Here is a 24,390-nt window from a genome sequence, read left to right on the forward strand (position 1 = left end):
CATTCAGATGAGGGATTGATTGTACTTGGTTATTAGATTTTGACCATGGTCACGTTCCATTAAGGTTAAACTGGCATTAGCAGGGATGTCGTTGATCTCTAAGCCAGAAGTTGGGTAACGTAAAGCAAATCCTAGGATGGTGATACTGTGAGTCACTAACAGTATTTTATCGCCGTCTTGAGCTATTCGATCAATTTTCTTGAAACCACGATCGATTCGCCCCCAGTATTCCTCCGCATTTTCAGCATCATGTAAAGGATCAGCTTCTTTCACAAAATTCAAAGCATCATCGAAGCCATAATTTTTAACTATTTCAGTGAAAGAAGTAGCGTTATGCGGTTTACCGATTGCAAACCATGATTCATCAATACTGCGTCCTTCAAAATAGCCATAGAATTGTTCACGAAATTCCGATAGTTCTTGAGGCACTAGTTTATTTTTATTCCGACGGGTGATGATTCTGGTCGTATCAAGAGCCCGTTTCATATCAGAAGTGAAAGCAGCCTTGAAGTCAGTACTCTTCAATGTCTCAGCTGCTTTTTGTGCAACCTCAACCCCATCGTCGGTTAAAGGAGTGTCAGACCAACCTTGCATTTTTTGATACTCGTTATACCAAGTTCTGCCGTGTCTTACTAAATAAATTTGATAAGCCATTAATTTACGCCTCCTAGCAGAATAAGTTTACTATATTAGAGTCTTATCTTTAGTTATTTTGCTTATGATTGTGTAAAGTAAAGTTATTGAGAGAGTTTGGAGGAACAATTTTATGAAAATAGCGGTTATTGGTGCTAATGGAAAAGAAGGTTCTTTGATCGTCAAAGAAGCTTTGAGTCGTGGGTTAGATGTGACATCGATCGTTCGGGATGCAAAAAAATCGCTGACTGATAAATATTTGGTCAGGGATGTCTACAGTTTGGCATCCGCAGATATTGAAGATTTCGATGTTTTAGTCGATGCCTTAGGCTTTTTTGGACCAACAGTTAAAGAATATGTTCCCGCAGTTGAACATTTGATTGAAATTATCGGTGATTCAAATACGAGATTGATGGTTGTAGGTGGTGCAGGTTCACTGTATGTTGATAAAGATCACACCCAACAACTATATCAACAAGATGATTTTCCGGCCCCAATTAAAGAATTAAGTGAAGAAATGGGTAAGTCCTTAGATGTCTTGCGTAATAGTAAGATCAATTGGACCTTTATCAGTCCTGCAGCTGATTTCGATTACGAAGGAGCTAAGACTGGTAAATATGTATTAGCTGGTGAGGAATTGACCTTTGACTCTAATGGCGAAAGTAAAATCAGCTATTCTGACTATGCGATTGCTATGGTGGACGAAATTTTATCTGGTCAGAACCAAAAAGAGAGAATCAGTGTAAGGTGGTAATTGAATAATGAAAATACTTTTAGCATATACAAGTATGACCGGTCGCAATGAAAAAATTGCCAATTATTTAGCCGATTATCTACGTGAAAAAGGTGCACAAGTCGACTTACAACAAATTGTTGACGCTGACGCCTACGAATTGGTGAAATATGACGCTTTTATCGTTGAGACATATACGTATAACGATGGGGAGATCCCTGATGAAGCACAGGATTTCTATGATGATATCAAAGACATCGACTTGGAAAGAGCTAAGTTTGCTGTTTTAGGTTCCAGCTCAAAGCAACATATTCACTTTGGCCGAGCCGTTGATTACTTCACCATGCAACTAAACTCCAGTAATGGTGAGCAAGTAGCCGATTCAGTGAAAATTGATCAAGACCCTGATGAAGATGACTTCAAGCGGATTCGTGATTTAGGAGATCGAGTTTTTAATAGTATTAAATAAAAGAAGTTTCTATCGATATCCAATTAGGTTGGATTGGTCGATGGAAACTTCTTTTTTTGAGTTCTAAAGTAAATGAGATGACTTACTACTAAAATTTCTCCTCAAACGTATACTCATTAGAAATAATGGGCTGGATTTAAAGATTATTTAATATAGTAACATAGTTTGAAATTTGGTTCTAAAGCAAGTGAGATGACTTACTACTAAAACGATCGTCCAGTCGAGGGTGGGAAGTTCGTAGGTTCTTAAGTAAATGAGATGACTTACTACTAAAACACGTACACGATTAAAATTGACGTTTCAAAAGGTTCTTAAGTAAATGAGATGACTTACTACTAAAACTACAAGTTCGTAGCTGATGAGTTTGAACAAGGTTCTTAAGTAAATGAGATGACTTACTACTAAAACAACAGTGCATGGAATACATCCATACGATCGGGTTCTTAAGTAAATGAGATGACTTACTACTAAAACTTGAACTCTAACACTCATTCCTTTTCAGGTGGTTCTTAAGTAAATGAGATGACTTACTACTAAAACAGTGACCAGCTTTTTGTACTTTCTTTCCGGGGTTCTTAAGTAAATGAGATGACTTACTACTAAAACCCTTGAGTGTTTTGAGCTAAGCTCTTACCAGGTTCTTAAGTAAATGAGATGACTTACTACTAAAACACATTTACAGACGTTGATTGGAAAGTTGATGGTTCTTAAGTAAATGAGATGACTTACTACTAAAACACATTACTAACCTTTCTATGCTATTAGATAGGTTCTTAAGTAAATGAGATGACTTACTACTAAAACCGTTATTTTTTAATCAATCACTAATAATCGAATCTAACATGGTCATTATCGATTGAATAAACCCTTGCATCTAAGGTCTCATCCTTCAACATCATAGGATAGGATTCGAAGCTAACGATTGATAAGTTAACAGATTTTAAGTATTTGTTTATCTCATTTAGTTGTTCAGAGTTAAGTAAACGCTCTAAACTATAAAAGACTAATATTTTTTTGTTAAAAAATTCTGAATAAAAGCTTACTACGTCCATAAGTTTATCACAGTAATTCTGCCATTTACTAGTATCCATGAAGATTCCTTTTGCCTTTAAGATTTTTTCAAAGTCGGCATAAAAATCTAGATTTAAGGGGACAGAATACGGTGTGATAGATGCAAAAACTAGATCATTGAGTTCAGAATTGATACCTTCAATTTTATCTTTTAAAACAGTAGAATCACTGATCAATTTTTTCAAGACAACTTTTAATTGTGCAGCAGAATTTATATCAAAATTATTGAGATCGCCAATTAATGCAATATCTGCGAGGTGTTCCTCGATAGGATCATCAGGATCTGTATAAAAATGTAAAATTCTATCTTGGTCGTCAACCAAAGTAGTGTGTGTTTTGAGATTGTGTAAACGAAAGATCAACTGTGAGTATTCGTTCTTATTTTGAAAGTTTAGCAATGTTAGACCGTAGTTTAATTCAAATGGCTGATAAGGAAAAATCGTAAGAGTATTTGTCATATTACAGTTAACCTCTCAAAAGTATTCTCTTCAGAGTTGTCTTTTTTTCCTGTAAGAAAGCTCATTGCTGCAAACTGCTTCTCAGTCACAATCAATGATTGTACTAAGCCTTTTGGGTGCATATATTGAATTTAAAATAGAAGTACGATAAAATGAATTTGGTTCATAAGTAAATGAGATGACTTACTGAATTAATTAAAATAAACATAAATGTTAAATAGCCTAACGGCTGCTCCCGCGTGGGGGCTTTTTTTTTGCACTTTTTACTCTACATGGAAAATACTCTGGTATAAGCCGGTGACAGATTGATAAATTAAATCAATGTCTTTAATTTGGACACCATTACTTTTTCGTCCAAAACGACTCTTTTTTATTTCACCAAATTCAATTTTGGCATTGCTTGAGTTTGCATGAAGCATTATTAATAATTGTTGCAAAGTATTTACTTGTTCTATTTGTGTAGCTCCCATGAATTCATCTCTGATTGAAACTAAATATTTCTTCTCATTGCTATAGAAAGGATAGAAGACGCTCATTTTATCAATGATGGTATCAAAGATTTTAAGCAAATAGTCTTCGTCATAAAATGACAAAATTTGCTCATATTCCGTCTTTGGACCATGTAATAAAGTCAAAAGAGCCACATATTCTGCTGGTAAGATCAATTGTTGTGCATTAGCGATTTCTTTTTCTGATTGTAATGTTAAATAACCACTTTGAGTACTATGTATTAGTTGGCTAATCGGAATCTTAGTTTTGAGTATTTCTATTTTATTATTATGTTTAACATTATCTTCCAGCCATTTTTGTAACGAAAGTTTACCTTCATCAATTAGAGCGGCTAGTCTTATGGGGACGGATATCAAACTCGTCTTTTTATTATCAACTTTAACAATGGTTAGATATGCTGAATTCGCGCTACTGTAACCGCCATAAATAGTCGGATCCAAGTCTTTCTTTTTAGCAATTATTTTTTTGATTTTAGGATCGTGTGGGGAATAAAGTGTTTGATTGTAGAATTCACCAGATTTGATTTCCGTTCTTCTTGTGACGTTATATGGTTTGTAACGGAATATCTTAATAACTTGGTTTTTGAATTCCATATTCCAGATTTCTTCTTTATTAGCGTCAACGACTGTATCTCCAGCGACCATGGGGGTTAAAATAAAACCGTTTTTTTGGTTGTCAGGCATCTTACCATTTTTTTGAAAATTATTTTGTGCGATCGCAAAAAACTTACGATATTCTTTCTTAACCAAAAGCATCTCATCACTTGGGAATTTTTTGAGGCGATATAATCCTAGAAGACATGCTAAGTAGGCGTCTTGGGCATGATGGAAGTCATTGACATCACGATTTTTAATGAACTCGGGATGTTGGAAATGGTAATTGTCATTTTGTTGACTGAAGGCAGCTCGGAAACTACTTGTTAAGTTTGCTCTTGATTGAATGCAGGTGGTGCCTTGATCTTTATACATATTATCGAGAATATCGGCTACGTTTTTAATGATTTGGGAAGTTTGAACCAATTGACGATTAATAAAATTATTCAAATCGTCGTCCGAAATGACACGTCTAGTCAAATTTTTGAATTTCTTTGGACCCATCATGCCTTTATCTTTCATGTATGTCCAACGTTCAATATTTTTGTCGATAATAGCAGGATCAAGTAATAGATTGTCAGCCTTTCTCTGGTTTTCAGTGGCCAAGACTAGGGCCTTATTCTCAAGCGAATTATCTGGAATATATGTTCGTGGCAAAATATGGTCAACTTGATACTCTGATAGTTTATCAAGTTCCAATTGTTCGCCTGAATAGAGGGACTTTCCATTTTGAAGGAAGTACAACATCAGTCTTTCATTGGAGAGATCTTTATTGTGGTTTTTTAGTTCATCACGGATATTCTTATTAGGAATCAGATATTTACGTAAATCAGTTTTTATTTTTTTAGTATCTTTGGATAGTGAAGCGTAAAGTTTTTTTAATTGCTTTTTGCGTGAATCGGTTACAGAGGAAGATTGATCTTCTCGAGTGAATTCTAAAAAGATGTGCTCTGGCGCATGTCCCATAATTTTTACAATTTCTTGAACAATATTTATCGATTGGATAATACTACGTTTTAAGGCTGGCGAAGTATGAATGTCATCAACAAGCTCTTTAATGTCAACGTCATCTTTTTTATCAGAATTATAGTCGTCGATTTTGGTCTTAAATTTGTAGTTATCATCATTCAAGATACTATTGAAATTCTTTTTAGTAGCCCACATTAAATTCAAAATTGAGTAATTTTCTGATTGATGTGATTGAGCTGTAGTAGTTTCAGTTTTGAGACCACAAAGTAGTTTTTTGGATAATCTTCCCCAGCCACGATAGCGAATGTTGGAGAGCTGTTTAATTTGTTTAGGAGTGTATGAATATTTGGAAGTGTTTAATTTTTCAGACAGTATTTTTTTATCCTCGAAAACAGTGAACCACTCGATTAATTCTTCCAATTGTGGTTGATTAGCTGGATCTTCAACGAAGGCTTGATCAAAGATACTTTTTAGGTCAATGAAGGTTGATAAACAGGAGATGAATTCAGATCCTTTCGCTAACCCCATAATAGTAGGAGCGGTGTAGTAACTATTAGCGATGAGCCATTTGGCCAATTGTTCACTGGTAACTTTTTTATACCGTTTGAAAAGGTCATTAAAAATTTGTTGCTTGGCAGGTAAAGGCAGTTTTGATCCTTTGGGATCGGTCTTTAAATCTTTGGTTACTCTAATATTATTTAATTCATTTAGAACTTCATATCGTTGATATATTAGACTATTTTTCGGTAAAACCGGTTCACCGACTAAGTAAGTATCAGTAGAGGTCATTTTTTTTATGAAATTATTCGAAGACTTTTCACGATCGACAACTTCGTCAAAGTTCCAAGGTCTAGCTTTCTTTTGAACCTTTTTCTCCATCCAGGCAAAGGGATTCTTTTTATCATTTTGAAGAGGTCCGACATAATAGGGAATCCGGAAGCTGAGAATAGAAATAAGTTTATCTCGGTTCTCTTTTAGGAAGGGGTAGTACTTCGATTGATTATCAATTATTTTTTCCATCTCAATAAGATTCAACTGAAAAGGAATTACCCCGTTTTCACTAGTACGTTGTTTTAATAAGTAGGTGTGTGCGTTGATCTTTTTTAACGCTTCTTGAGCCAGATTTTTAGGAGTTGCTTTTTCCAAAAATGGAGTTATATCTTTATAAAGCTGATCAGCTGTAAGGTCACTGTTAATGTACTTTTTATATGCTTGTTGTGCCTGTTTGGTTAACTCAGAATCTGTAGAATTAGACCACATTTTCCTTAAATTGGATAAATCATTTCGGTGTCCGTTATATTGTTCGATTTTAGCTAAACTCAAATAGGTTTGACCATGTAAAATATTATTTAAGGTTATGGTGCTATATATTTTATTGGCAGAAGTAATCAGATGAATTTGCTTGTCAGATAACAGACTGTCTAAATTTAGTAGCTTGGTTTCAATATCTTTATCTGAAAACGATAATTTAGAATCACTTTTCTCTAAATCGGTATTGAATATATTATTCAAGTTAGCTGAATTGCCTAAAATAAGTTTCAAAATTTCTTGCAAATATTTTTTTGAGTCTTTATCTAAAGTTAATGAATTAATCACTGTGTCTTTTTTGAAAGTAGGACTAGTATCTTTAGCTAATAAACTTTCTGCAATTTTTTCGAAATCAGTTTTAGCTGGGAAGCCGGTTTCCAAAGGTAACTCTTGATTGAACTCGATTAACATCTTTGTAAAGTCATTATTCATTTCAGAGATGTTGAATTTTCGATATTCGTACGTGAAATTACCACGATATTTGATGATATTATGTAAAGCTAGATAAATTAACCTAACGTCAAACTTTTTATCATTGAGCATTAAGTCACGTCTTAGGTGATAAATCGTCCGATAATCGTGATAGTAATCGCTGTCAGTATAGTCTTTGTCAATGAATAAGTTGTATTTATCACGTGACCGTGAAGGATCTTTTTTGGAAACCCAAGAGGAGTTAAGTCGCATTAGAAAAGAAGGGTCAATTTTGGCAAGCTCCTGGCTAAAGATTTCGTTGAGCCAATTGATTCTATTGCGTCGGCGTCTATATCTTCTTCTAGTCGAGCGACTAGTCCGTCGTTTAGCAGCGGTTTCAGCTTCACTAAATAAGCGCACACCCCAGAGATTCTTTTTCTTGATATTAAGTAATTCGTAGTTTTTGTTGGTAACAGACCATCCTACAGAACTTGTACCAATGTCTAAACCGATATAATATGGTTCTTCTCTTTTATCCATTCCATTCTCCTTAAACGCTTTACTAAGCTTGATTAAAATTTAACTATATACTAAACTAAAGCTATTATCTTCTCAATAGCAATTCGCATTTACATATTTTTTCAATCATTCTTAATCTTACATAGGGGGGAATTATGACTGCAATAAGTAGTATAGGGTTAGTGATTGTTACTTTGGCTGTGGTTTTTTATATCGTGAAAGTAATTTTAAATGTAAAAAATAGGCCCAAAAGAACAAAATATCTAAAATATTTAGCAATTAGCTTTGTATTAATGATTTTTTTCACGATTATGAGTGCTATCTCAGTTGGGAGTGATTCGGCAGATAAAAGTAGAACGACTTCTGCCGATACAGCTGCCAAAGTCGTAAAGAAACAAAAGTACATTGGCAAAGACAAGTATCAAATAGCCAAAAAAGAGAATGTGGCTTTGATCGCAAAGAAAAAAGATCTTGAGAAGCAAAATGATAAGCTTCAAGATCAAAAGGATCAGATTGAAAGTGCTGATCAAGCGCAAAAACAAAAAGAGGCTGAGGCTCAAGCGGCGGCTCAAAAGCAACAAGAAGAACAAGCTAAGGCAGCTGAGAAGCAACAAGCTGCAGCTTCTCAACAACAATCCCAAACGACTAATTCACAACCACGTGGTGATATGAATACAGCAGATTCTGGAGATATTATTGGTAACTCGAATACCCATGTATATCACGTCCCCGGACAGGCTGGATATAACATGAATTCAGCGAATGCGGTCCACTTTAGTAGCGAACAAGAGGCCATCAATGCTGGTTATCGGAGGTCTAAACGTTAATGAAAAAACTAGTTAAACTTTTAATTTTATTATCATTAGTTCCTGCCACGGCAACTTTTACGCAAGAAAGCCAAGCAGCTAATAAGCATGTCCAAACTGAATATAATTATACTTACCAGAAAAAAGCTAAGAAGCTTGTTTCAAAAAATAAAAAGTTAAAAAAATCGATTACGAAGCTGCAACAAGAGATTGCAGACAATCAAAAATATATCGATGAACATAATAACCAGCAAAATAAAAACGCTGATAATACAGACTTAGCGAACCTAGATTATAATGGCTCGCAAGAAATTATCGTTAATAACAATAATCCCAAATTTAATGACAATGATTTGAGTACTGCCAAAGGTGCCTGGCAAACTTATGGCGATTTGGATAATCTCAATCGAGTCACTGCCGCCAATGCAATGCTAAATGTTTCTTTAATGCCAAAAGCTAAACGGGAACCATTGCACTGGAATCCAACTGGTTGGCATAATAAACGGATCAGTGGTGGTTGGTTGTATAATCGTAGCCATTTGATCGGCTATCAACTAACGGGTCAAAATGATAATCCTAAGAACTTGATGACCGGAACTCGTTCTTTGAATAGTCCTGAGATGTTAGCACATGAAATGGATATCGCATATTACTTAAAACAAAGCAACGCCCATTATATTCGATATCGTGTTACACCAATCTTTCGTGGTGATGAATTATTGCCACGAGGGGTACAAATGGAAGCACAATCTATCGGTGATAACTCAGTTCATTTCAATGTTTATATTTTCAACGTTCAATCAGGCGTGACGTTAAATTATGCTGACGGAACTAGTCAGGTTGGTTAAAAGTTTCTATAAACTAAAGCAATTATCTAATGTCTTTCATAAAAAAATTCCAGTGAATCAACCATCTCAATTGGTTAATTTCATTGGAATTTTTTGTTATCTGTAAATCAAATGATATTTTTTCACTTTGGTTACTGACTAAACCGTCGAGCAGGACTTAAACTATCATTCTTTTTACCAGCAATTATTGCTTCCTCGGTTTGAATTTTAGCCTTTAAGAGGGTTAATCGTTCAGTCGAGTCGGTTAATTCAGCCTGTGCTTTTTGATATTGCTTCAACAACATGGCGTGGCGTTTTTTTACAGCTGCTGGACCGGATTTTTGACAAAGCTCTTGATAAGACCTTATTTCGCTGATAGTTAAGCCTAATTCTCGTAGAAATTTGATTCCTTGTAGCCAAGTAATGGCTTCATTATCAAAGATTCGTTCACCCTCTGAATCTCTAGTCATGGAAGGAATTAAACCTAAGTCGCTATAGTAACGGATGCTGGAGACCGAAAGACCAACTTGCTTACTGATTTCAGAAATTTTCATGTGTTATCAAATCCTTGAATGAATTTACATTTGAGTAGTTGGTCGAATGACGATCTCATTGATTGTGGTATCTTCGGGTGCGTTGATAGCAAAAGCGATCGCTTCGGCTATTCGGTCAGCACTAATTGCATAGTCAGCATAAAATTTGTCAGTGATTTCTTTATTCTCAGGGTCTTTAACATGGTCTGGTAATTCAGTATCAATCGCTCCAGGAGAGATGACGGATACCCGAATATTACTTTTAGCAGCTGCCTCTTCTTTTCTCAAAGATTCACTGATAGCTCGAACGCCAAATTTAGTGGCCGAATAAACTCCAGAACCAATGCTCGCGGTATGACCAGCAACTGAAGAGATATTGATGATTTGTCCACTATTTTCTTTTCGCAAGATAGGTAAGACAGCATCAATTCCATTTAAGGTGCCTTTCAAATTTACATCGATCATTTGATTCCATTCGTAGATACGCCCCTTAATTAATTCTGAACGAGGCATTAGACCAGCGTTGTTAATCCAGACATCGATTTTTCTAAAAGTGTCCAGAGTAAATTGAGCTAAGTCTTCAACTTGGTTTAGATCGGTGACATCGGTGACCTTGTAAGCCGCAATACCATCGGTTTTAGTGATATCTTGTACGATATTTTTTAGCTTATCCTCACGGCGGGCAGCTAAAACGACCTTATTGCCTTGTCTGGCCAAAATCCTAGCTGCAGCCTCACCGATACCGCTGGAAGCACCAGTTATAACAATCACTTTTTTCATGTCAAATGCTCCTTACAAAATGATTATTGTTTTGGAGTCAGCATAGCATCTTTAATTGGGGAGATTAATTTTTTGAATCGTTGAAGGGGCATTGAATTATACGAATCATTGCTGTAGTGGGGAGGATTAGTTTATTTTCGTTACGAAATGTACAAAAAAAGACATAACCGAATCATCAGTTATGTCTAATACATTATTTCTCTTTAGATTTTTTACCAGAACGTTTAATCATTGAACTAATAATAAAGGCGACCACGACTACCATAAAGACAAAGGTAATGATCGTGTTCAGGTATTCTAAGTTGGCTGTCAATTTAACGAAGTTCATTAAGGTGATGTAAACGCAATAGAGGGCTACAAAACTTAATAAGATCGTATCGGCAGTCCAAACCTTTTCTTTATCACGATGTGAATACTTAGAAATTAAATAAATAATGTAGATAACGATCAAAAGAACTGCAACCATTGATGTAATGGCATTTTTGGCTAGTTCAAAATTTGCAGGAACCATAAATTTACCCCCGAAAAGCTTTCTCTCTAATAATGAAAAACTGGCTTCTCCTGAACAGAAGAGTGTTCAAGAAAACCCAGTTTATTCAAAATCTCTTAATTTAAAGTTTTAAATTAGTCTTTTGAAACTTTGTCTTTCCATGAAGTAGCAGTTTCAGCAAGAACTTCGTTCAATTCTTCGATGTTCTTCTTACCTTGATCGTTCATCCACTTCTTACCAGCTTCTTCGCCGTCTTTAGCGAATGGTTCGATGGCACCTTTCCATGTAGCACGTCCACATAGAACACCATTGAACTTAGCATCAGCATCTTTAGCTAGGTGTAATTCATCTCTGAAGGCCTTAGCAGAAACGCCGGCACTCAAGAAGATGTATGGCAAGTCTGTAGCATCACTTTGTTCCTTGAAGTACTTGATAGCTTCATCCTTTGTGTAAACAACAGGGTTGTCGCCGTTAAATCCTTCAACGTAGTCAAGGTTAATAGGAACTTCAACCTTCAAAACATCAATGTGATATTGTGGCTTTGAGAATTCTTTCATAGCTTCGATAACCTTGTGAGGCTTTACCTTAGCGTATTCAGCACTCTTAACATCACCGATTGAGTCGTCATATGTAACAAGTTCAACGAAGAAAGGAATATCTTCGGCAACACATTCGTCACCAACTCTTTCTACAAAGGCTTCTTTTTGGTCAATAATTGATTTATCTTCGTCTGGATCGATGTAAAGCAAGAACTTGATTGAGTCGGCTCCGGCTTCCTTAAGACGACGTACTGACCAGATTGAGATCAAGTCTGGTAATCTACCAGGTTCAGTTGCGTCATAACCTGTCTTTTCGTATGAAACCAATAGTCCTGAACCTTCAGCTCTAACTTTAGCTGCTGGAAGACCATATTCTGGGTCCAAAAGGATAGCTGAAGCATAAGGTGTCAATTCTGAAGAAATTGCTTTCTTGAATTCAACGATATCTTCTTCGTTAGCTGGCTTATTTGCGGCTGCGGCTAACATCTTCTTTAGTGATCCACGTTGATCGATAGCAAGAGCTGCAATAACTCCGTTCTTGTCAGACATTTTTTCTAGTGCTGCGTACTTCTTTGCTGTTGTCATATACATTCATTCCTCCGAATAATAAATTAAACATTAGTACTTAACTATGTCTACCTTTTCAAAATAATCTTTATACTGACTAATGTCAATATATCCAGTTTTTTCCTGTAAGGTATTCAGGATTCCAACTGTCATAGCTCGTTTCATAATATCTTCTGGTTGTTCGTTTTTGACGATACCTGCGGCTAAACCAGCAACGGTTGAATCGCCTGATCCAACTGGGTTTACGGCGTTAATTTTTGGAATGTTAACTTTGAAGAAGTCTTGATGGTATTTAACGAATGCGCCGTGTGAACCTAGTGAAACAACGACCCAAGGAATATCTTGGAAGATATCCTCAGTTGCTAGTTTGTCCTTGAGATCATTTAAATCGCCAATTTCTTTGCCAATCAATTGAGCAATTTCATCTTGGTTGGGCTTAATCATAAATGGTTTAACATCGCTTTCTAGTGCTAAACGTAAGGCCTCGTTAGAGCTATCGAGGATAACTGGTACGTTATGTTTAGCGGCGACTTGAACCATCTTGGAGTAGAGTGCCTTTGATAAACCTTGAGGCAAACTACCAGAGATTGTTACTAATTTGAAGCTACTTACTTGGTCCTCGAAATGTTTAAGAAAACTGTTCTCGTCATCTTTTGAAAGGATAGGACCTGCTTCAAGAATCTCAGTTTGGTCGCCATTATCGTGTAAAATAGCGATACAATTGCGAGACTCTTGACTTATTTTCATAAAAGCATGGTCGACATCGTTTTCGTCAAGTTGGTTAGTAATATATTGACCAATCGTGCCACCAATAATTCCTGACGCTGTGACTTCGACGCCTAATTGTTTGAGAACCCTTGTAACGTTTAATCCCTTGCCACCAGCTGTCTTGGAAACATCCTTAACACGATTGACTGTATCGATTTTTAGATGTTCTAGTGGGTAAGAGATATCAACAGAAGGATTCATGGTGATTGTTAAAACTGAATTACTCATTGTGTGGACCCCTTTATTAAATTTAAAATAGTCAATTTCGGCCATTAAAAATGGGTTCTATGAAACAATTTATCGAGTTAGTCCAGCCTCAAGCACTGTACAGATACGTTCAGTGCTTGAGGCCGGGCTAACTTTTTATTTCATATAGCCCTTGATGAGTTACACAATGGTAGCTCACTTGATTTGTGTGTATATTTTTTTGATTGAATTTTTGTTTGGATTTAGCGATTTTGCGGTAAAGATAATTTACTTTTGTTGAGTTGGGCAAATCCTCGGAAATTCCCGGGCTTGTTCCACTCTCTAGTCGTGATAGAATCCTTCGTCCCACAACTTCATTTCATGGTCATAGAAGTGTGGATTGTCATGTTGTTCTGGGTTGTCTTTGCTTTCAACGGCATCGATTTTCTTAACTAGGTCGTCGTCTTCGCCAAGATACTTAGCTGCTAGGAAGGTCTTAACGATTTCTTCTGCAAGGTGTTCACCAACAACGGCACCACCAAAACTGATGACGTTTGCATTTAGGTGTTCCTTAGCATATTTAGCGGCTGTTGTATCAGCAACTAAAGCTGCACGAACTCCTTGGTTCTTGTCAGCGGCTGTTGAAATACCAACACCTGTACCACAAAGGACAACACCGTAATCTGCTTTGCCATCACGAACAAGGTTAGCAACACGTAGTCCGTAGATAGGGTAGTGTGTTCTTGTGTGGTCGTATGTACCAACATCAATAACCTTGTGGCCCATAGCCTTTAACATTTCTGAAATCTTGATTTTAGTATCTGTAACAATATGGTCGTTTCCTAATGCAATAATCATAAATTAATTCCCTCCTACTAATATAATTTCTCTAGCATGTCCAAACGGATTTGGTGACGTCCACCAGCGTAGTTGACACCTAAGTATTCATCAACGATTGATTCGGCACGTTTCTTACCAACGATACCAGCACCAATAGCAATTGCCTTAGCACCGTTGTGTTCTGTAGTCATATGAGCTGTATTTTCTTCAGTAACGTTAGCTGTTACCATGCCATGGATCTTGTTACTTGCCATAGCTGATCCTGTACCATATTCATCAAACATAATTCCACGGTCTGTTTTGCCATCAAGTACGGCGTGTGAGACTGCAACTGATGAATCTACGAAGTCAGCAGCTGGTTCTTCTGAAAGGTCAACGATTTCGTAACCTTTTCCTTCATTTTCAAGATAGTTCTTGATGTAGTTTTTTAATTCAAATCCTGCTTTATCTGAAGCTAATGCGATTTTCATAAAAATAATCCCTCCAATTATTTGGTAATAAGTCTTACATACTGTTGATAATAATCGATAGTTTCTTTGGAAGTGCCTTTGTTAGTCACAAGATAATCAACATCATCAAGGCTGTAGAAAGTATAGAAATCATTGCGATTTAACTTATATTTATCAGCTACGATGTATTTTGTCTGTGAGTTATTTAAAGCGACGCTTTGAATTCGACCTTCCTCAGTATTGGCAGTCATAATCTGAGAATTCTGAATCCCATTGACGCCAACAAATGCTTTGTCGAATTTTAGTCCACTGACAGCATTGCTTGCCAAAGCCCCGATCAATGTTCCTGAACGGCTTCGATAAATTCCACCAGCTAAAATCAATTCACAATTTAATTCTGAATTTTTAAAGCTTTCAAAGACAGGAATACTGATGGTGACGACTCTCAAAGAATTAATATCTTTCGTAATGTTTTGAGCAATCAGTTCCAACGTTGTTCCTGGACCAATAAAGACTGTATCGAAATTATCGATTTGATTAGCTGCTAATTTGGCTAATTCTTGTTTCTCTTTAATATGAACTTGACGCTTTTCCACATGAGATGCTTCCTCTAATGGAGAAACGCTGATTTTTTGAGCTCCACCGTGAATTCGGATCAACTTACCAGATTCTGATAATTCTTCGAGATCACGTCGGATAGTCATATCAGAGCAATCCAACAATGTAGTTAAATCATTAACAGTAACAATATCGTTTTTATCTAATTCCGATAGTATCTTTAGAAAGCGCTCTTTCTTTAACAAAAGATCACCTCTCTTTGTTTACTATTGTTCGTTACAAACATAATTTAGCACCTGAATGTTTACTTGTCAATCGTTTTTGACATGTAAATGTTTATTTTTGTGTAAGCATTTACTGCACTGATATAGTTTAAAAATTCCCGTTCCTATACTTAATATAGGAAAACACATTAAGACTATTATATTTTTTTATTTTGTATTGACATATTTTCTGCAAGCGTTTACTATTGTTGTTGTAAACAAAAACAAACAAGTGAACAGGTAGGTGATGGTGTTAATGGGTGAATTGGCTACTGATCAACTGTTTAGCGAAAGTGAAGTCTATATTTCAAAGGCTTCAACACAAGAGGAAGTGTTTCGTGAAATAGCTGATTCTTTACTAAAAAAAGATTTAGTAACTAAAGATTTAGTAACTAAAGATTTCATTAACAACTTGTTGGAACGCGAAAAGAACTATCCTACTGGAATTGACATGTCAGTCGTATCTGCAAAGATTCCTAACATTGCAATCCCACATACCGAGAGTGAATTCGTAAAATCAAGAATGATCGTTCCAATTAAGTTGGACAAAGAAATTTCTTTCCATAATATGATAGATCCTTCGAAAGAATTTCCAGTGAAGTTCTTGTTCATGATTTTAAACAATGATCCAGAAGGCCAATCGAATATATTGGCACAAATCATGGACTTCATGGCTCGTACTTCTGAAAACGAGCTTGTACCATTCTTTAAGAGTGAAAATCCTAAAGAAATCTATTCTTTCTTGAATAGAAAGTTTACTCAATACGCTAAGAACAACGAATAAGGAGAGTGTAAATTATGTTTAAAATTTTAGCTGCTTGTGGTGCCGGAGTTAACTCAAGTCACCAAATCAAAGATGCTTTGGAAGAAGAAATGAGCAACCGTGGTTATGACGTACAATGTGACGCTGTTATGGTCAAAGATATTACTGAAGATATGTTGAAAGATTACGATCTATTCACACCAATCGCTGATACTGACCTTGGATTCACACCTAGTTGCCCAGTTGTTGATGCTGGTCCTATCCTTTACAGAATGCCTGCTATGGCAAAGCCTGTTTACGATCAAGTAGAACAAGCTATTAAAGATAGTGGCAAAGCTTAAAAAACTGTTCATCTAGGGGGAAACAGAAATGTCAGGAATTATTCATTTTGCTAACTTGATATTCAAGCCTTTGATTGACCTTGGCGCTGCACCAATGATGTTAATCGTCTTGACTATCATCGCTTTGATCTTTAGAGTTAAATTCTCTAAAGCTTTGGAGGGTGGTATTAAATTAGCCATCGCTCTTACTGCTATCAGTGCCGTTATTGGTTTGTTGACAACAGCTTTCCAAGACGCCTTGAATGCGTTCGTTAAGTCAACTGGTATTCAACTATCAGTAACCGACTTAGGCTGGGCTCCACTTGCTACTATTACTTGGGGTTCACCATATACATTGTTCTTCTTGCTTGTAATGGTTATCGTAAATATCGTTATGATCGTTTTGGACAAGACTAATACACTTGATGTTGATATTTTTGATATCTGGCATCTAGCTTTCGTTGGTTTGTTAGCTATGTTCTTCGGCGCAAACTTATTAATCACAACATTGCTTGTTATCTTTATTGGTGTTTTGAAGATTATCAATTCAGATTTGATGAAACCTACTTTTAATGATCTTTTACACGCACCAGCTTCAAACCCAATGACAACAACACATATGAACTACATGATGAACCCAATCATCATGGTATTTGATAAGATTTTCGATGTTATTTTCCCATGGTTAGATAAATTCGACTTCGATGCTGCTGCATTGAACAAGAAGATCGGTTTCTGGGGAAGTAAATTCGCTATCGGTATTTATTTAGGTATCTTTATTGGTTTACTTTCACACCAAGGTATTAAGGAAATCTTTACACTATCATTCACAGCCGCATTCTGTTTGGAACTATTCTCATTGATCGGTTCATGGTTTATTGCCGCTGTTGAACCATTATCACAAGGTATTACAGACTTTGCTAACAAGAAACTTAAAGGTCGTACAATGAACGTTGGACTTGACTGGCCATTTATCGCTGGTCGTGCTGAAATCTGGGCTGCTGCTAACGTTTTGGCTCCTATCATGCTTCTTGAAGCACTTGTATTACCTGGTAACAAGATCTTGCCTTTAGGTGGTATTATCGCCATGGGTGTTACACCAGCTTTGCTAGTTGTTACACGTGGTAAGATTATCCGTATGATCGTTATTGGTGCTATTGAATTGCCTCTATTCCTATGGGCAGGTACATTGTCAGCACCAATGGTTACAGCTACAGCTAAGAAACTTGGCGCATTCCCTAAGGGACTTGCATCAGGTACAATGATTTCCCACTCAACAATGGAAGGTCCTATTGAAAAATTCCTAGCTTACTTAGTAGGTAACGCTTCAACTGGTCAAATCAAGTTTATCCTTTATGCTGCATTAGCACTTGCTGCATACCTATTGATCTTCATCTGGTACGCAAAGCAAATGAAGAAGAGAAACAAGATTTATGCTGACGAAGCTGCTGCTAAAGCTGCTAAATAATTAGAAAAGAATATAAGAAAATCCCAAAGTTAATTCTTTGGGATTTTTTTGTAGTCAATTATAAAATAATTAAATTTTAAGCACGTCTAATAAAAATATTTAGTCATACTTAATCATAATGTAAAAATAAGTGAAAGCTCACAGTTATTCAAGCTACCTATTGTATAATAAAATTAAGGAGATGACCGGTATGAGCAGAACACCATATACTTTCCAAGATACTGATGCTTTTAAAAGTACAGAACAATTAATTATTAGAGGCCGCTTCTTTGCCACGACGGTATCTGATAAATTCAATCAATTTGAACCGAAGAAAAGGAATATTCATAAGATCCTGAATATTAAGAATAAGCTACTAGTTCCAGAACTCTTAGCGGTAAAACGGGAACGAATGTCTAAGTCACTCTTTGCTTTTTTTCGGGGAACAGTTGATGTAATGCATTATGATATGTCACGCAATGAGAATAGTGGTATCAAAGTTCTAGTGGGTGGGGATGCCCATTTAGGAAACTTTGGTTTCTATGGCTCTTCTGAAGGGCAATTATTGTTCGATATGAATGATTTTGACGAAGCTCACTTAGGTCATTGGGAATATGATTTGAAGCGATTATTGGTCAGTGCCTTGATTGTTGCCAGAGCACATGGCTTTGAGGAAGCTGATGTGCAAGAGTTTTTATTGACTGTGGTCGATACTTACTTTGACACTCTCAAACATATGACAAAAATCTCTGAAATGAAGCGATTTATTTTGCCAAATACTTTGCAAAACATTACTGAGATTTTTGGTAAATTGAAGGATAACGAGGAATATTTCCAGGAATCTTTCAATAAGATGATTGCCAAGAGCATCAAAAAAGCTCAAAAGAGCAATTCAAAATTGGTCATTGAAAAATATACTGAGGTTAGTGCCAGTGGAGAACGTCGATTCGTCGAAAACAAACCAGTAACTCAACATATCAGCGAAAAGGATTACAAAGATGTGGTCGAGGGTTACAAGAAGTACAAGAAGAATCAACGTAGCGATGTTAGGTTATTTTTGGAAGACTTTGATATTATTGACATTGTGCGGCACAGTGTCGGTGTAGGGAGTGTGGGAACTCTCTGCTACTTGATCTTGTTGCAAGATTTAGACAGTAATTACTTGGTACTTCAAGCTAAACAAGCTTTGCCAATTTATAATGATGATAAACTTTATTCTGATGTGGATGTCAGTCAGGGACAGAATATTGTTAACAGTCAATTGATTTTGCAGAGTGCATCCGATCCATTTTTAGGGGCCTTTGATACCAAGAAATACAGTTTTTACATGCGGCAATTTAAAGATATGAAATCTTCAATTAATTTAGACAAACTAGACTTTGAATCATTTGAGGACTATACGAAAGTTTGCGTAATTTTATTAGCCAGAGCTCATTCACATTCGCCTAACTATCCATTGATCATTGGATTTGGTGAGGAATACGCTGATATTGCTAATTCGTTAATGAACTTTACTAATAGTTATGTCAAACAAGTCGAATACGATTATGATTCGTTTAAAAAAGAACAGAGGGATGAAGGATAAATTTAGAAATGAAGGTTAACTAGCTATATGAAGGATGAATATTATAATAGGGATTTAAGTTGGATATTATTTGATAATCGAGTAATCGATCAAGCTTATGACGAGAAGGTTCCATATTTGGAAAAGTTAAAATTCTTGTCGATTGCTTCAAATAACTTAGATGAATTTTTCCGAGTCAGAATGCATAACATTTTAACTTTGATGAAACATAACGAGTCTGAAAAACGGACCGGTTTTTCGGGTGAAGAATTGTTAAGCTTGGCTTACGAATTTAATACACGAAATATTGAAAAAGAGTATATGGCCTACCATTCATTAATGAAGGAAGCTAAAGAAAAGAAGCTTTTTAAGTTGATGAAGTTCGGTGACTTGAATGATTCAGAGAAGAAACATATTAAAAAACTTTATAATAAGAAAATTTTACCGCGCTTAGACATGCAACGATTCATGAAGGAATTCAAGTTTAGACGTAATTTGAATTTACTGATGGAAACTCCCAATTATGTTTATACGTGCCCAATTCCTGAGGATCTAGGACGTTTGATGGAAACTGGTGTCGACAACCACTTTATCTTGATTGAAGATGTGATTCGTCACTGTGCTTCTGACATGATTCGAAAATATCAGATTTCTAAATTCTATGTTTTCCGTGTCACTTACGACCAAAATAAGCCTTATGATTTTTTGAATGAAAATTCAACTGATCAAGAGTATTTGAGTGAAATGATCAAGTATGTTGATACTAGAGATTTAAGAAAGATCACTCGAGTTGAATTTGCATGTAACGGCGATAAAAAGGGACGCGAGTATTTTGCTAAGTTGTTCAACATTAGTAAAAAGAGCGTCTACAAGATTCAAGGACCAGTCGATCTTAAATTTTTGAACACGATTTTTAAGATGTACAAGGATCATCCTGCTTTAGTTTCTGCACCATTTGAAGGACTACAATGGAACAGCTCTAACGATATTTTGCAATATTTGAATAAGTCACCCATTTTAGTTCAGTATCCGTACGATTCGTTCCAAGTTTTCGTTGATTATTTAGAAGCAGCTGTCAACGATCCTAAAACGACTAAAATCTGTATAACGATTTATCGAACGGAAGAGAATTCTGACTTATTGAGACTGCTTCAAGAAGCTGCCAACAAAGGAATCGACGTTACAGCAGTGGTGGAATTGCGAGCTAGATTTGACGAAGTTCATAATATTGAAGTGGCTAAATTGCTTCAAGAATCCGGCGTTAGGGTGCTGTTCGGGGATAAGGTCAATAAAGTTCACTCGAAAATCTGTTTAGTTTTGCATGCTGATAATACTGGTTATGTTCAAATTGGAACTGGTAATTATAACGCCATAACGTCACATGTTTTTTCTGATATAAGTTATTTCACAAGCAATCAAGAGTATGTGGATGATGCCACGAAGTTTTTCAACTACTTGATCACTGGTCAAAAAACGCCATATAAACTTTTGGCAACTTCACCTAATGGGATCAACGACATGATCGTGACCAATATTAAAAAGGCGACTGAGGCGTATAAACGTGATGGTCAAGGCGAAGTCTTTATGAAAGTTAATGGATTGACAGATGTCGATATCATCAATGCAATCTACGCTGCAGCTAAAGAAGGCTTGCCATTCCACTTGATCGTCCGTGGTCCATGTTCACTCAAATTAGGTGTTTGCGGTCCCAAGGAAGATATTCGGGTGAAGAGTATCGTCGGTGAACTGCTAGAGCACAGTCGAATTTATAAGTTTCAATATGGTAAGGATCATACTGATGTTTGGATTTCATCGGCGGATATGATGACTAGAAATTTGGAACGACGTGTTGAAATAGCAGTACCTGTTTTGGAAGAAAAGCCTAAGCGTCAGTTGTTGAAAATCGTGAAGATGTATTGGCGAGATACGGAAAATTCATATTATATGAATGAAGACGGCGATTATGTTAAGAAAAAGGTTCATAATGGCTTTTCCGCACAACAAACTTGGTTACGACAATTGAAGTATCGTAAATATATACATACAAAATAAGAACTCGTCTGTTCTTTGTTAGAGAATGACGATGGTCCTTTTGTGGCTACTGGATGAAATAATTTGATTTCATTTGGTACCATGAAGGGCTTTTTTTGTTTGTGTTTTTTCATATATAAAAAAACAGCTATATAGCAGTATTTCTACTGATATATAGCTGTTTTAGAACCCAATTTCTTCCGGTTTACTACGTTTTATAAATCACACGCAAAAAACGCGTGCAATTCATAAACCTAGGTAAATCCTCGGAAATTCCCAGGCTTGTTTCACTCTCTAGTCGTTGAAGTTTCCGCTTTCTACGTCTTTGATGAATGTTTCCAAATGATCGAAGTAAACTGGTGCATTGTCGATCATGTGATGGTGTCCACCGTTTGGTGTAGTTACTAAGCGGGCATGTGGAATTTCTTTTTGCATAATTCTAGCAGATGAAAGTGGCATTGTTTCATGTTCACCGAATGTTAATAATGTAGGAACGGTGATTTCTTTGAGATGTTTTCTGAAGTGCCAATCTTTTAGTTTACCCGTGATAACAAATTCGTTGTCACCTTGGAATGTGTTATAGACAGGAACAGCGGTTGTGTCAACCAAGTGTCTGATGGAAATTGGTTGTTTACGGTCAACGTATTCTGCATTTAAGATGTCAACATAGCTTTGATATGTAGGATCGGATAACTTGTTTTCTGCTTCGATCTTTTCCATGTACTTAACTTTTTCAGGACCAAGTGTATCTAGACGGCATTTGTTGACGTTTTTAACGTATTCGTCAATTTCGTCAACCATACTTGAGATGATGGCACCTTTTAGATGTTGACCATATTTAGCAGCGTACATTTGAACTAATGCGCCACCCCATGATTGGCCGATTAGATAAAAATTATCTAGTCCTAGTTTTTGTCTAACTTCTTCAACTTCTTCCAAGAAGTAGTCGTAAGTCAGATACTTTTTAGCAATTTCGGGATCGCTGTAGTCGGGTTGGTCGGAGTACCATGATCCTAATTGATCATAAAATGTAACTTGAACGCCAAGATCAGCTAATTTATCGCCGAAGTTCTCCCAGTATTCGTGATTTCCACCAGGTCCACCGTGGAGGCACAGCAATTTGATATCACCGTGGCCAGTTGTGTGGGTCCATAAGTGATACCCGTTGTCTAAAGTAAGGATTGTTGTTCCTTGTTTCATAAATTTCACCTTCCTGCTTATGATAAGTATAAGTATATATCTATTTCTTAGTCCTTTTCAAACATTCTATAATATTATTTGAAACTTTCTAATTATGGTAAAATTGAATGTGTTAGAGAGGACGAGATGATGAGGAAAATATTGCGAAGTTTAGTGCTTGTGGGAGTACTTTTAGGCTTTTTTTGCATGATGAATCTCATTGTTCAAGCTGATACAGTCGAGTCAAATCAAGAAGTTAACTTCAAGGTTTATAAGTCTGGTTCCAATTCAATTTCACCAGTCGATAACTTTTTTACCAGAAGGGCTGCGGTCAAGGCCAATGATAATGGTAGTTACCAAGTTTCTCTGTTAACTAAAGATACTGATTTTAGTGATCTCAATATTTTATCAATCGACGGTCATAAACCTGCCACCCAAGTAAAGGGCAATAATTTGAAGTCAGTTAGTTTTGAAATCGACAAGCTATCAGACTTGAAGAAGAGTTTGACAGCGGTTGTTCAAACCAAAGTTTTCGATTCTAAAATTGATCAAACTACGGTCACAATCACTTTTGATTTTGATTCGTTACGTCCTGAAGGTGCTAAAAATCCTGCCATGTCCGGTTTAAAGCAAGTGACAAAAGCTGATAAAAAATCTTCAACATCTTCCAACTTAAATGTAAGCTCAACGGAAGATAAAATTATTTCCACACCAAACAAAACACAAACTACAACGACCAAGTTACCTAATCTGCTGTCAGATATTGATGGAGTAAAAGTTAAGACTACAACTTCAAGCAATCAGGATAAGGATCAGGGAAATTCCTTGCCACAGATGAATAATTTAACTAATTATATTTTGATAGTTATTGGAATTATTATCGCAATTTCCATATTTGCCTTGTTGAAGGGAACTTATTGGAAAGGGCCTAAGTAGCCGATAATTTTCAGAAAAAGAATTGTCTTTTTGCTTTGCTTTGATAGGGGAATGTGTTAATAATATTCTGATAATAAAAAATCTACCATTTGGAGGAAGCCATCATGAGTGCTATCAGTGAGGAAGAGATTGTCACTCTTTGTGGTCAAGTGGGGACGATTCTACTAGAAAATGGTGCTGAAACAGCTCGTGTTGAAAACACAGTCGAATATATCGGAAGAGCTGCAAGTATACCAGTTGTTTGTCATGCGACAATGACTGGTATTTTTGTTAGTTCTGAAAAGAGCGCCAAAACTCGGATCTTCAAAGTTCGGGTCGGGGATTTTAATTTACAAAAAGTAGATGAGATCAATACTTTATCCAGAGAATTTACAAGTCAAAAGATAACTTTTGAACAGTTACGCCGAGAGGTCATGCGAGTTAAAGATGAGACCTTGGATTTTTCATGGATTACTAAGTGTATCGGTGCTGGATTAGTTTCCATGCCACCGATGTTATTATTTAAAGCCACTTGGGGTGACCTAGGATTGGCTTTCTTCGTTGGGATTATAGGCTACTTAGCTGCACAATTCGTTGGTCACAATACTAAAATACCTTATATTCCAGTCGCTATTGGGAGTCTATTGATCAGCATGATTGCACATATCTTAGGTGTAAGTGGGGTGGCACATGATGCTAACTATATTATTATCAGTGCTTTGATGCCGTTAGTTCCAGGGGTGCCAATGACCAATTCGTTGCGGGAAATTATTGAGCGAAACACTATTTCCGGTTTAGTCAGAGCAACTGATGCTGTTATGTCAGGTATTTCAATCGGTAGTGGTGTGATTATTGGGCAAATTGTAATTAAAGCGATCATGGGAGGTTAGT

23 protein-coding genes and 1 CRISPR repeat array are annotated in these 24,390 nt (G+C 36.3%); of the genes, 11 read left to right on the plus strand and 12 right to left on the minus strand.

The window, feature by feature from the left end; translation table 11 throughout:
• Positions 1-3: 3 nt before the first annotated feature.
• Positions 4-654 carry a histidine phosphatase family protein gene (locus tag ACYT32_RS06800; RefSeq protein ID WP_395265359.1) on the minus strand — a complete coding sequence of 217 codons (651 nt, stop codon included), beginning with the start codon at positions 652-654 and terminating at the stop codon, positions 4-6.
• Between the two features lie 112 nt (positions 655-766).
• On the opposite strand from ACYT32_RS06800, the gene ACYT32_RS06805 reads away from it, so the two are divergent.
• Positions 767-1,387 carry an NAD(P)-dependent oxidoreductase gene (locus ACYT32_RS06805; RefSeq protein WP_395265358.1) on the plus strand — a complete coding sequence of 207 codons (621 nt, stop codon included), beginning with the start codon at positions 767-769 and terminating at the stop codon, positions 1,385-1,387.
• Positions 1,388-1,394: 7 nt separating this feature from the next.
• Positions 1,395-1,835 (plus strand): flavodoxin domain-containing protein, encoded by a 441-nt coding sequence (locus ACYT32_RS06810; protein ID WP_395265357.1) that lies wholly within the window; start codon positions 1,395-1,397, stop codon positions 1,833-1,835.
• 59 nt (positions 1,836-1,894) lie between these two features.
• Positions 1,895-2,639: a CRISPR direct-repeat array (repeat unit 36 nt; unit sequence GGTTCTTAAGTAAATGAGATGACTTACTACTAAAAC).
• 20 nt (positions 2,640-2,659) lie between these two features.
• On the opposite strand, the gene csn2 is transcribed toward ACYT32_RS06810, so the two are convergent.
• A complete protein-coding gene (gene csn2 / locus ACYT32_RS06815) occupies positions 2,660-3,364 on the minus strand; it encodes a type II-A CRISPR-associated protein Csn2 (protein WP_395265356.1) in 705 nt (234 codons plus the stop codon).
• Positions 3,365-3,627: 263 nt separating this feature from the next.
• Positions 3,628-7,695 carry a type II CRISPR RNA-guided endonuclease Cas9 gene (cas9, locus tag ACYT32_RS06820; protein ID WP_395265355.1) on the minus strand — a complete coding sequence of 1,356 codons (4,068 nt, stop codon included), beginning with the start codon at positions 7,693-7,695 and terminating at the stop codon, positions 3,628-3,630.
• 134 nt (positions 7,696-7,829) lie between these two features.
• On the opposite strand from cas9, the gene ACYT32_RS06825 reads away from it, so the two are divergent.
• Positions 7,830-8,501, plus strand: coding sequence for a sunset domain-containing protein (locus tag ACYT32_RS06825; RefSeq protein ID WP_395265354.1), 672 nt, complete (start codon positions 7,830-7,832; stop codon positions 8,499-8,501).
• A complete protein-coding gene (locus tag ACYT32_RS06830; protein ID WP_395265353.1) occupies positions 8,501-9,328 on the plus strand; it encodes a DNA/RNA non-specific endonuclease in 828 nt (275 codons plus the stop codon). The genes ACYT32_RS06825 and ACYT32_RS06830 overlap by 1 nt, the downstream gene beginning before the upstream one ends.
• Positions 9,329-9,459: 131 nt before the next feature.
• Here the strand turns inward: ACYT32_RS06830 and ACYT32_RS06835 are convergent, their stop codons facing one another.
• From ACYT32_RS06835 to ACYT32_RS06870, 8 genes are all read right to left on the minus strand, one after another.
• Complete coding sequence (locus ACYT32_RS06835) at positions 9,460-9,861, minus strand: MerR family transcriptional regulator (RefSeq protein ID WP_395265352.1); 402 nt, start codon at positions 9,859-9,861, stop codon at positions 9,460-9,462.
• Between the two features lie 24 nt (positions 9,862-9,885).
• Positions 9,886-10,620 carry an SDR family oxidoreductase gene (locus ACYT32_RS06840; protein ID WP_395265351.1) on the minus strand — a complete coding sequence of 245 codons (735 nt, stop codon included), beginning with the start codon at positions 10,618-10,620 and terminating at the stop codon, positions 9,886-9,888.
• 193 nt (positions 10,621-10,813) lie between these two features.
• Positions 10,814-11,131 (minus strand): hypothetical protein, encoded by a 318-nt coding sequence (locus ACYT32_RS06845; protein WP_395265350.1) that lies wholly within the window; start codon positions 11,129-11,131, stop codon positions 10,814-10,816.
• 113 nt (positions 11,132-11,244) lie between these two features.
• Positions 11,245-12,240, minus strand: coding sequence for a tagatose-bisphosphate aldolase (gene lacD / locus ACYT32_RS06850; protein WP_395265349.1), 996 nt, complete (start codon positions 12,238-12,240; stop codon positions 11,245-11,247).
• Between the two features lie 27 nt (positions 12,241-12,267).
• On the minus strand, positions 12,268-13,212 hold the full coding sequence (locus ACYT32_RS06855) for a hexose kinase (RefSeq protein ID WP_395265348.1): 945 nt from the start codon (positions 13,210-13,212) through the stop codon (positions 12,268-12,270).
• Between the two features lie 300 nt (positions 13,213-13,512).
• Positions 13,513-14,028, minus strand: coding sequence for a galactose-6-phosphate isomerase subunit LacB (lacB, locus tag ACYT32_RS06860; RefSeq protein ID WP_395265347.1), 516 nt, complete (start codon positions 14,026-14,028; stop codon positions 13,513-13,515).
• A 17-nt stretch (positions 14,029-14,045) separates the two neighbouring features.
• Positions 14,046-14,480 carry a galactose-6-phosphate isomerase subunit LacA gene (gene lacA / locus ACYT32_RS06865; protein WP_395265346.1) on the minus strand — a complete coding sequence of 145 codons (435 nt, stop codon included), beginning with the start codon at positions 14,478-14,480 and terminating at the stop codon, positions 14,046-14,048.
• A 17-nt stretch (positions 14,481-14,497) separates the two neighbouring features.
• Positions 14,498-15,262, minus strand: a complete 765-nt coding sequence (locus ACYT32_RS06870; protein WP_395265344.1) for a DeoR/GlpR family DNA-binding transcription regulator — start codon at positions 15,260-15,262, stop codon at positions 14,498-14,500.
• Between the two features lie 274 nt (positions 15,263-15,536).
• Here ACYT32_RS06870 and ACYT32_RS06875 point away from each other — a divergent pair, with 274 nt between their 5' ends.
• From ACYT32_RS06875 to ppk1, 5 genes are all read left to right on the plus strand, one after another.
• Positions 15,537-16,064, plus strand: a complete 528-nt coding sequence (locus tag ACYT32_RS06875; RefSeq protein ID WP_395265343.1) for a PTS sugar transporter subunit IIA — start codon at positions 15,537-15,539, stop codon at positions 16,062-16,064.
• A gap of 14 nt (positions 16,065-16,078) precedes the next feature.
• A complete protein-coding gene (locus ACYT32_RS06880) occupies positions 16,079-16,384 on the plus strand; it encodes a PTS sugar transporter subunit IIB (protein ID WP_395265341.1) in 306 nt (101 codons plus the stop codon).
• A 28-nt stretch (positions 16,385-16,412) separates the two neighbouring features.
• The gene (locus ACYT32_RS06885) at positions 16,413-17,831 is read left to right on the plus strand and encodes a PTS galactitol transporter subunit IIC (RefSeq protein ID WP_395265340.1); all 1,419 of its coding nucleotides are present in this window, start codon (positions 16,413-16,415) and stop codon (positions 17,829-17,831) included.
• A 190-nt stretch (positions 17,832-18,021) separates the two neighbouring features.
• A complete protein-coding gene (locus ACYT32_RS06890; protein WP_395265339.1) occupies positions 18,022-19,395 on the plus strand; it encodes a DUF2252 domain-containing protein in 1,374 nt (457 codons plus the stop codon).
• Positions 19,396-19,422: 27 nt separating this feature from the next.
• Positions 19,423-21,426 carry a polyphosphate kinase 1 gene (ppk1, locus tag ACYT32_RS06895; RefSeq protein WP_395265338.1) on the plus strand — a complete coding sequence of 668 codons (2,004 nt, stop codon included), beginning with the start codon at positions 19,423-19,425 and terminating at the stop codon, positions 21,424-21,426.
• Between the two features lie 273 nt (positions 21,427-21,699).
• Here the strand turns inward: ppk1 and ACYT32_RS06900 are convergent, their stop codons facing one another.
• Complete coding sequence (locus tag ACYT32_RS06900; protein WP_395265337.1) at positions 21,700-22,605, minus strand: proline-specific peptidase family protein; 906 nt, start codon at positions 22,603-22,605, stop codon at positions 21,700-21,702.
• Between the two features lie 126 nt (positions 22,606-22,731).
• On the opposite strand from ACYT32_RS06900, the gene ACYT32_RS06905 reads away from it, so the two are divergent.
• Together ACYT32_RS06905 and ACYT32_RS06910 are read left to right on the plus strand one after the other, a co-directional pair.
• Positions 22,732-23,520, plus strand: a complete 789-nt coding sequence (locus ACYT32_RS06905; RefSeq protein WP_395265336.1) for a hypothetical protein — start codon at positions 22,732-22,734, stop codon at positions 23,518-23,520.
• Positions 23,521-23,624: 104 nt separating this feature from the next.
• Positions 23,625-24,389 (plus strand): threonine/serine exporter family protein, encoded by a 765-nt coding sequence (locus ACYT32_RS06910; RefSeq protein WP_395265335.1) that lies wholly within the window; start codon positions 23,625-23,627, stop codon positions 24,387-24,389.
• Position 24,390: the final 1 nt, after the last annotated feature.

The sequence above is a fragment of the Companilactobacillus sp. FL22-3 genome, from assembly GCF_054881455.1.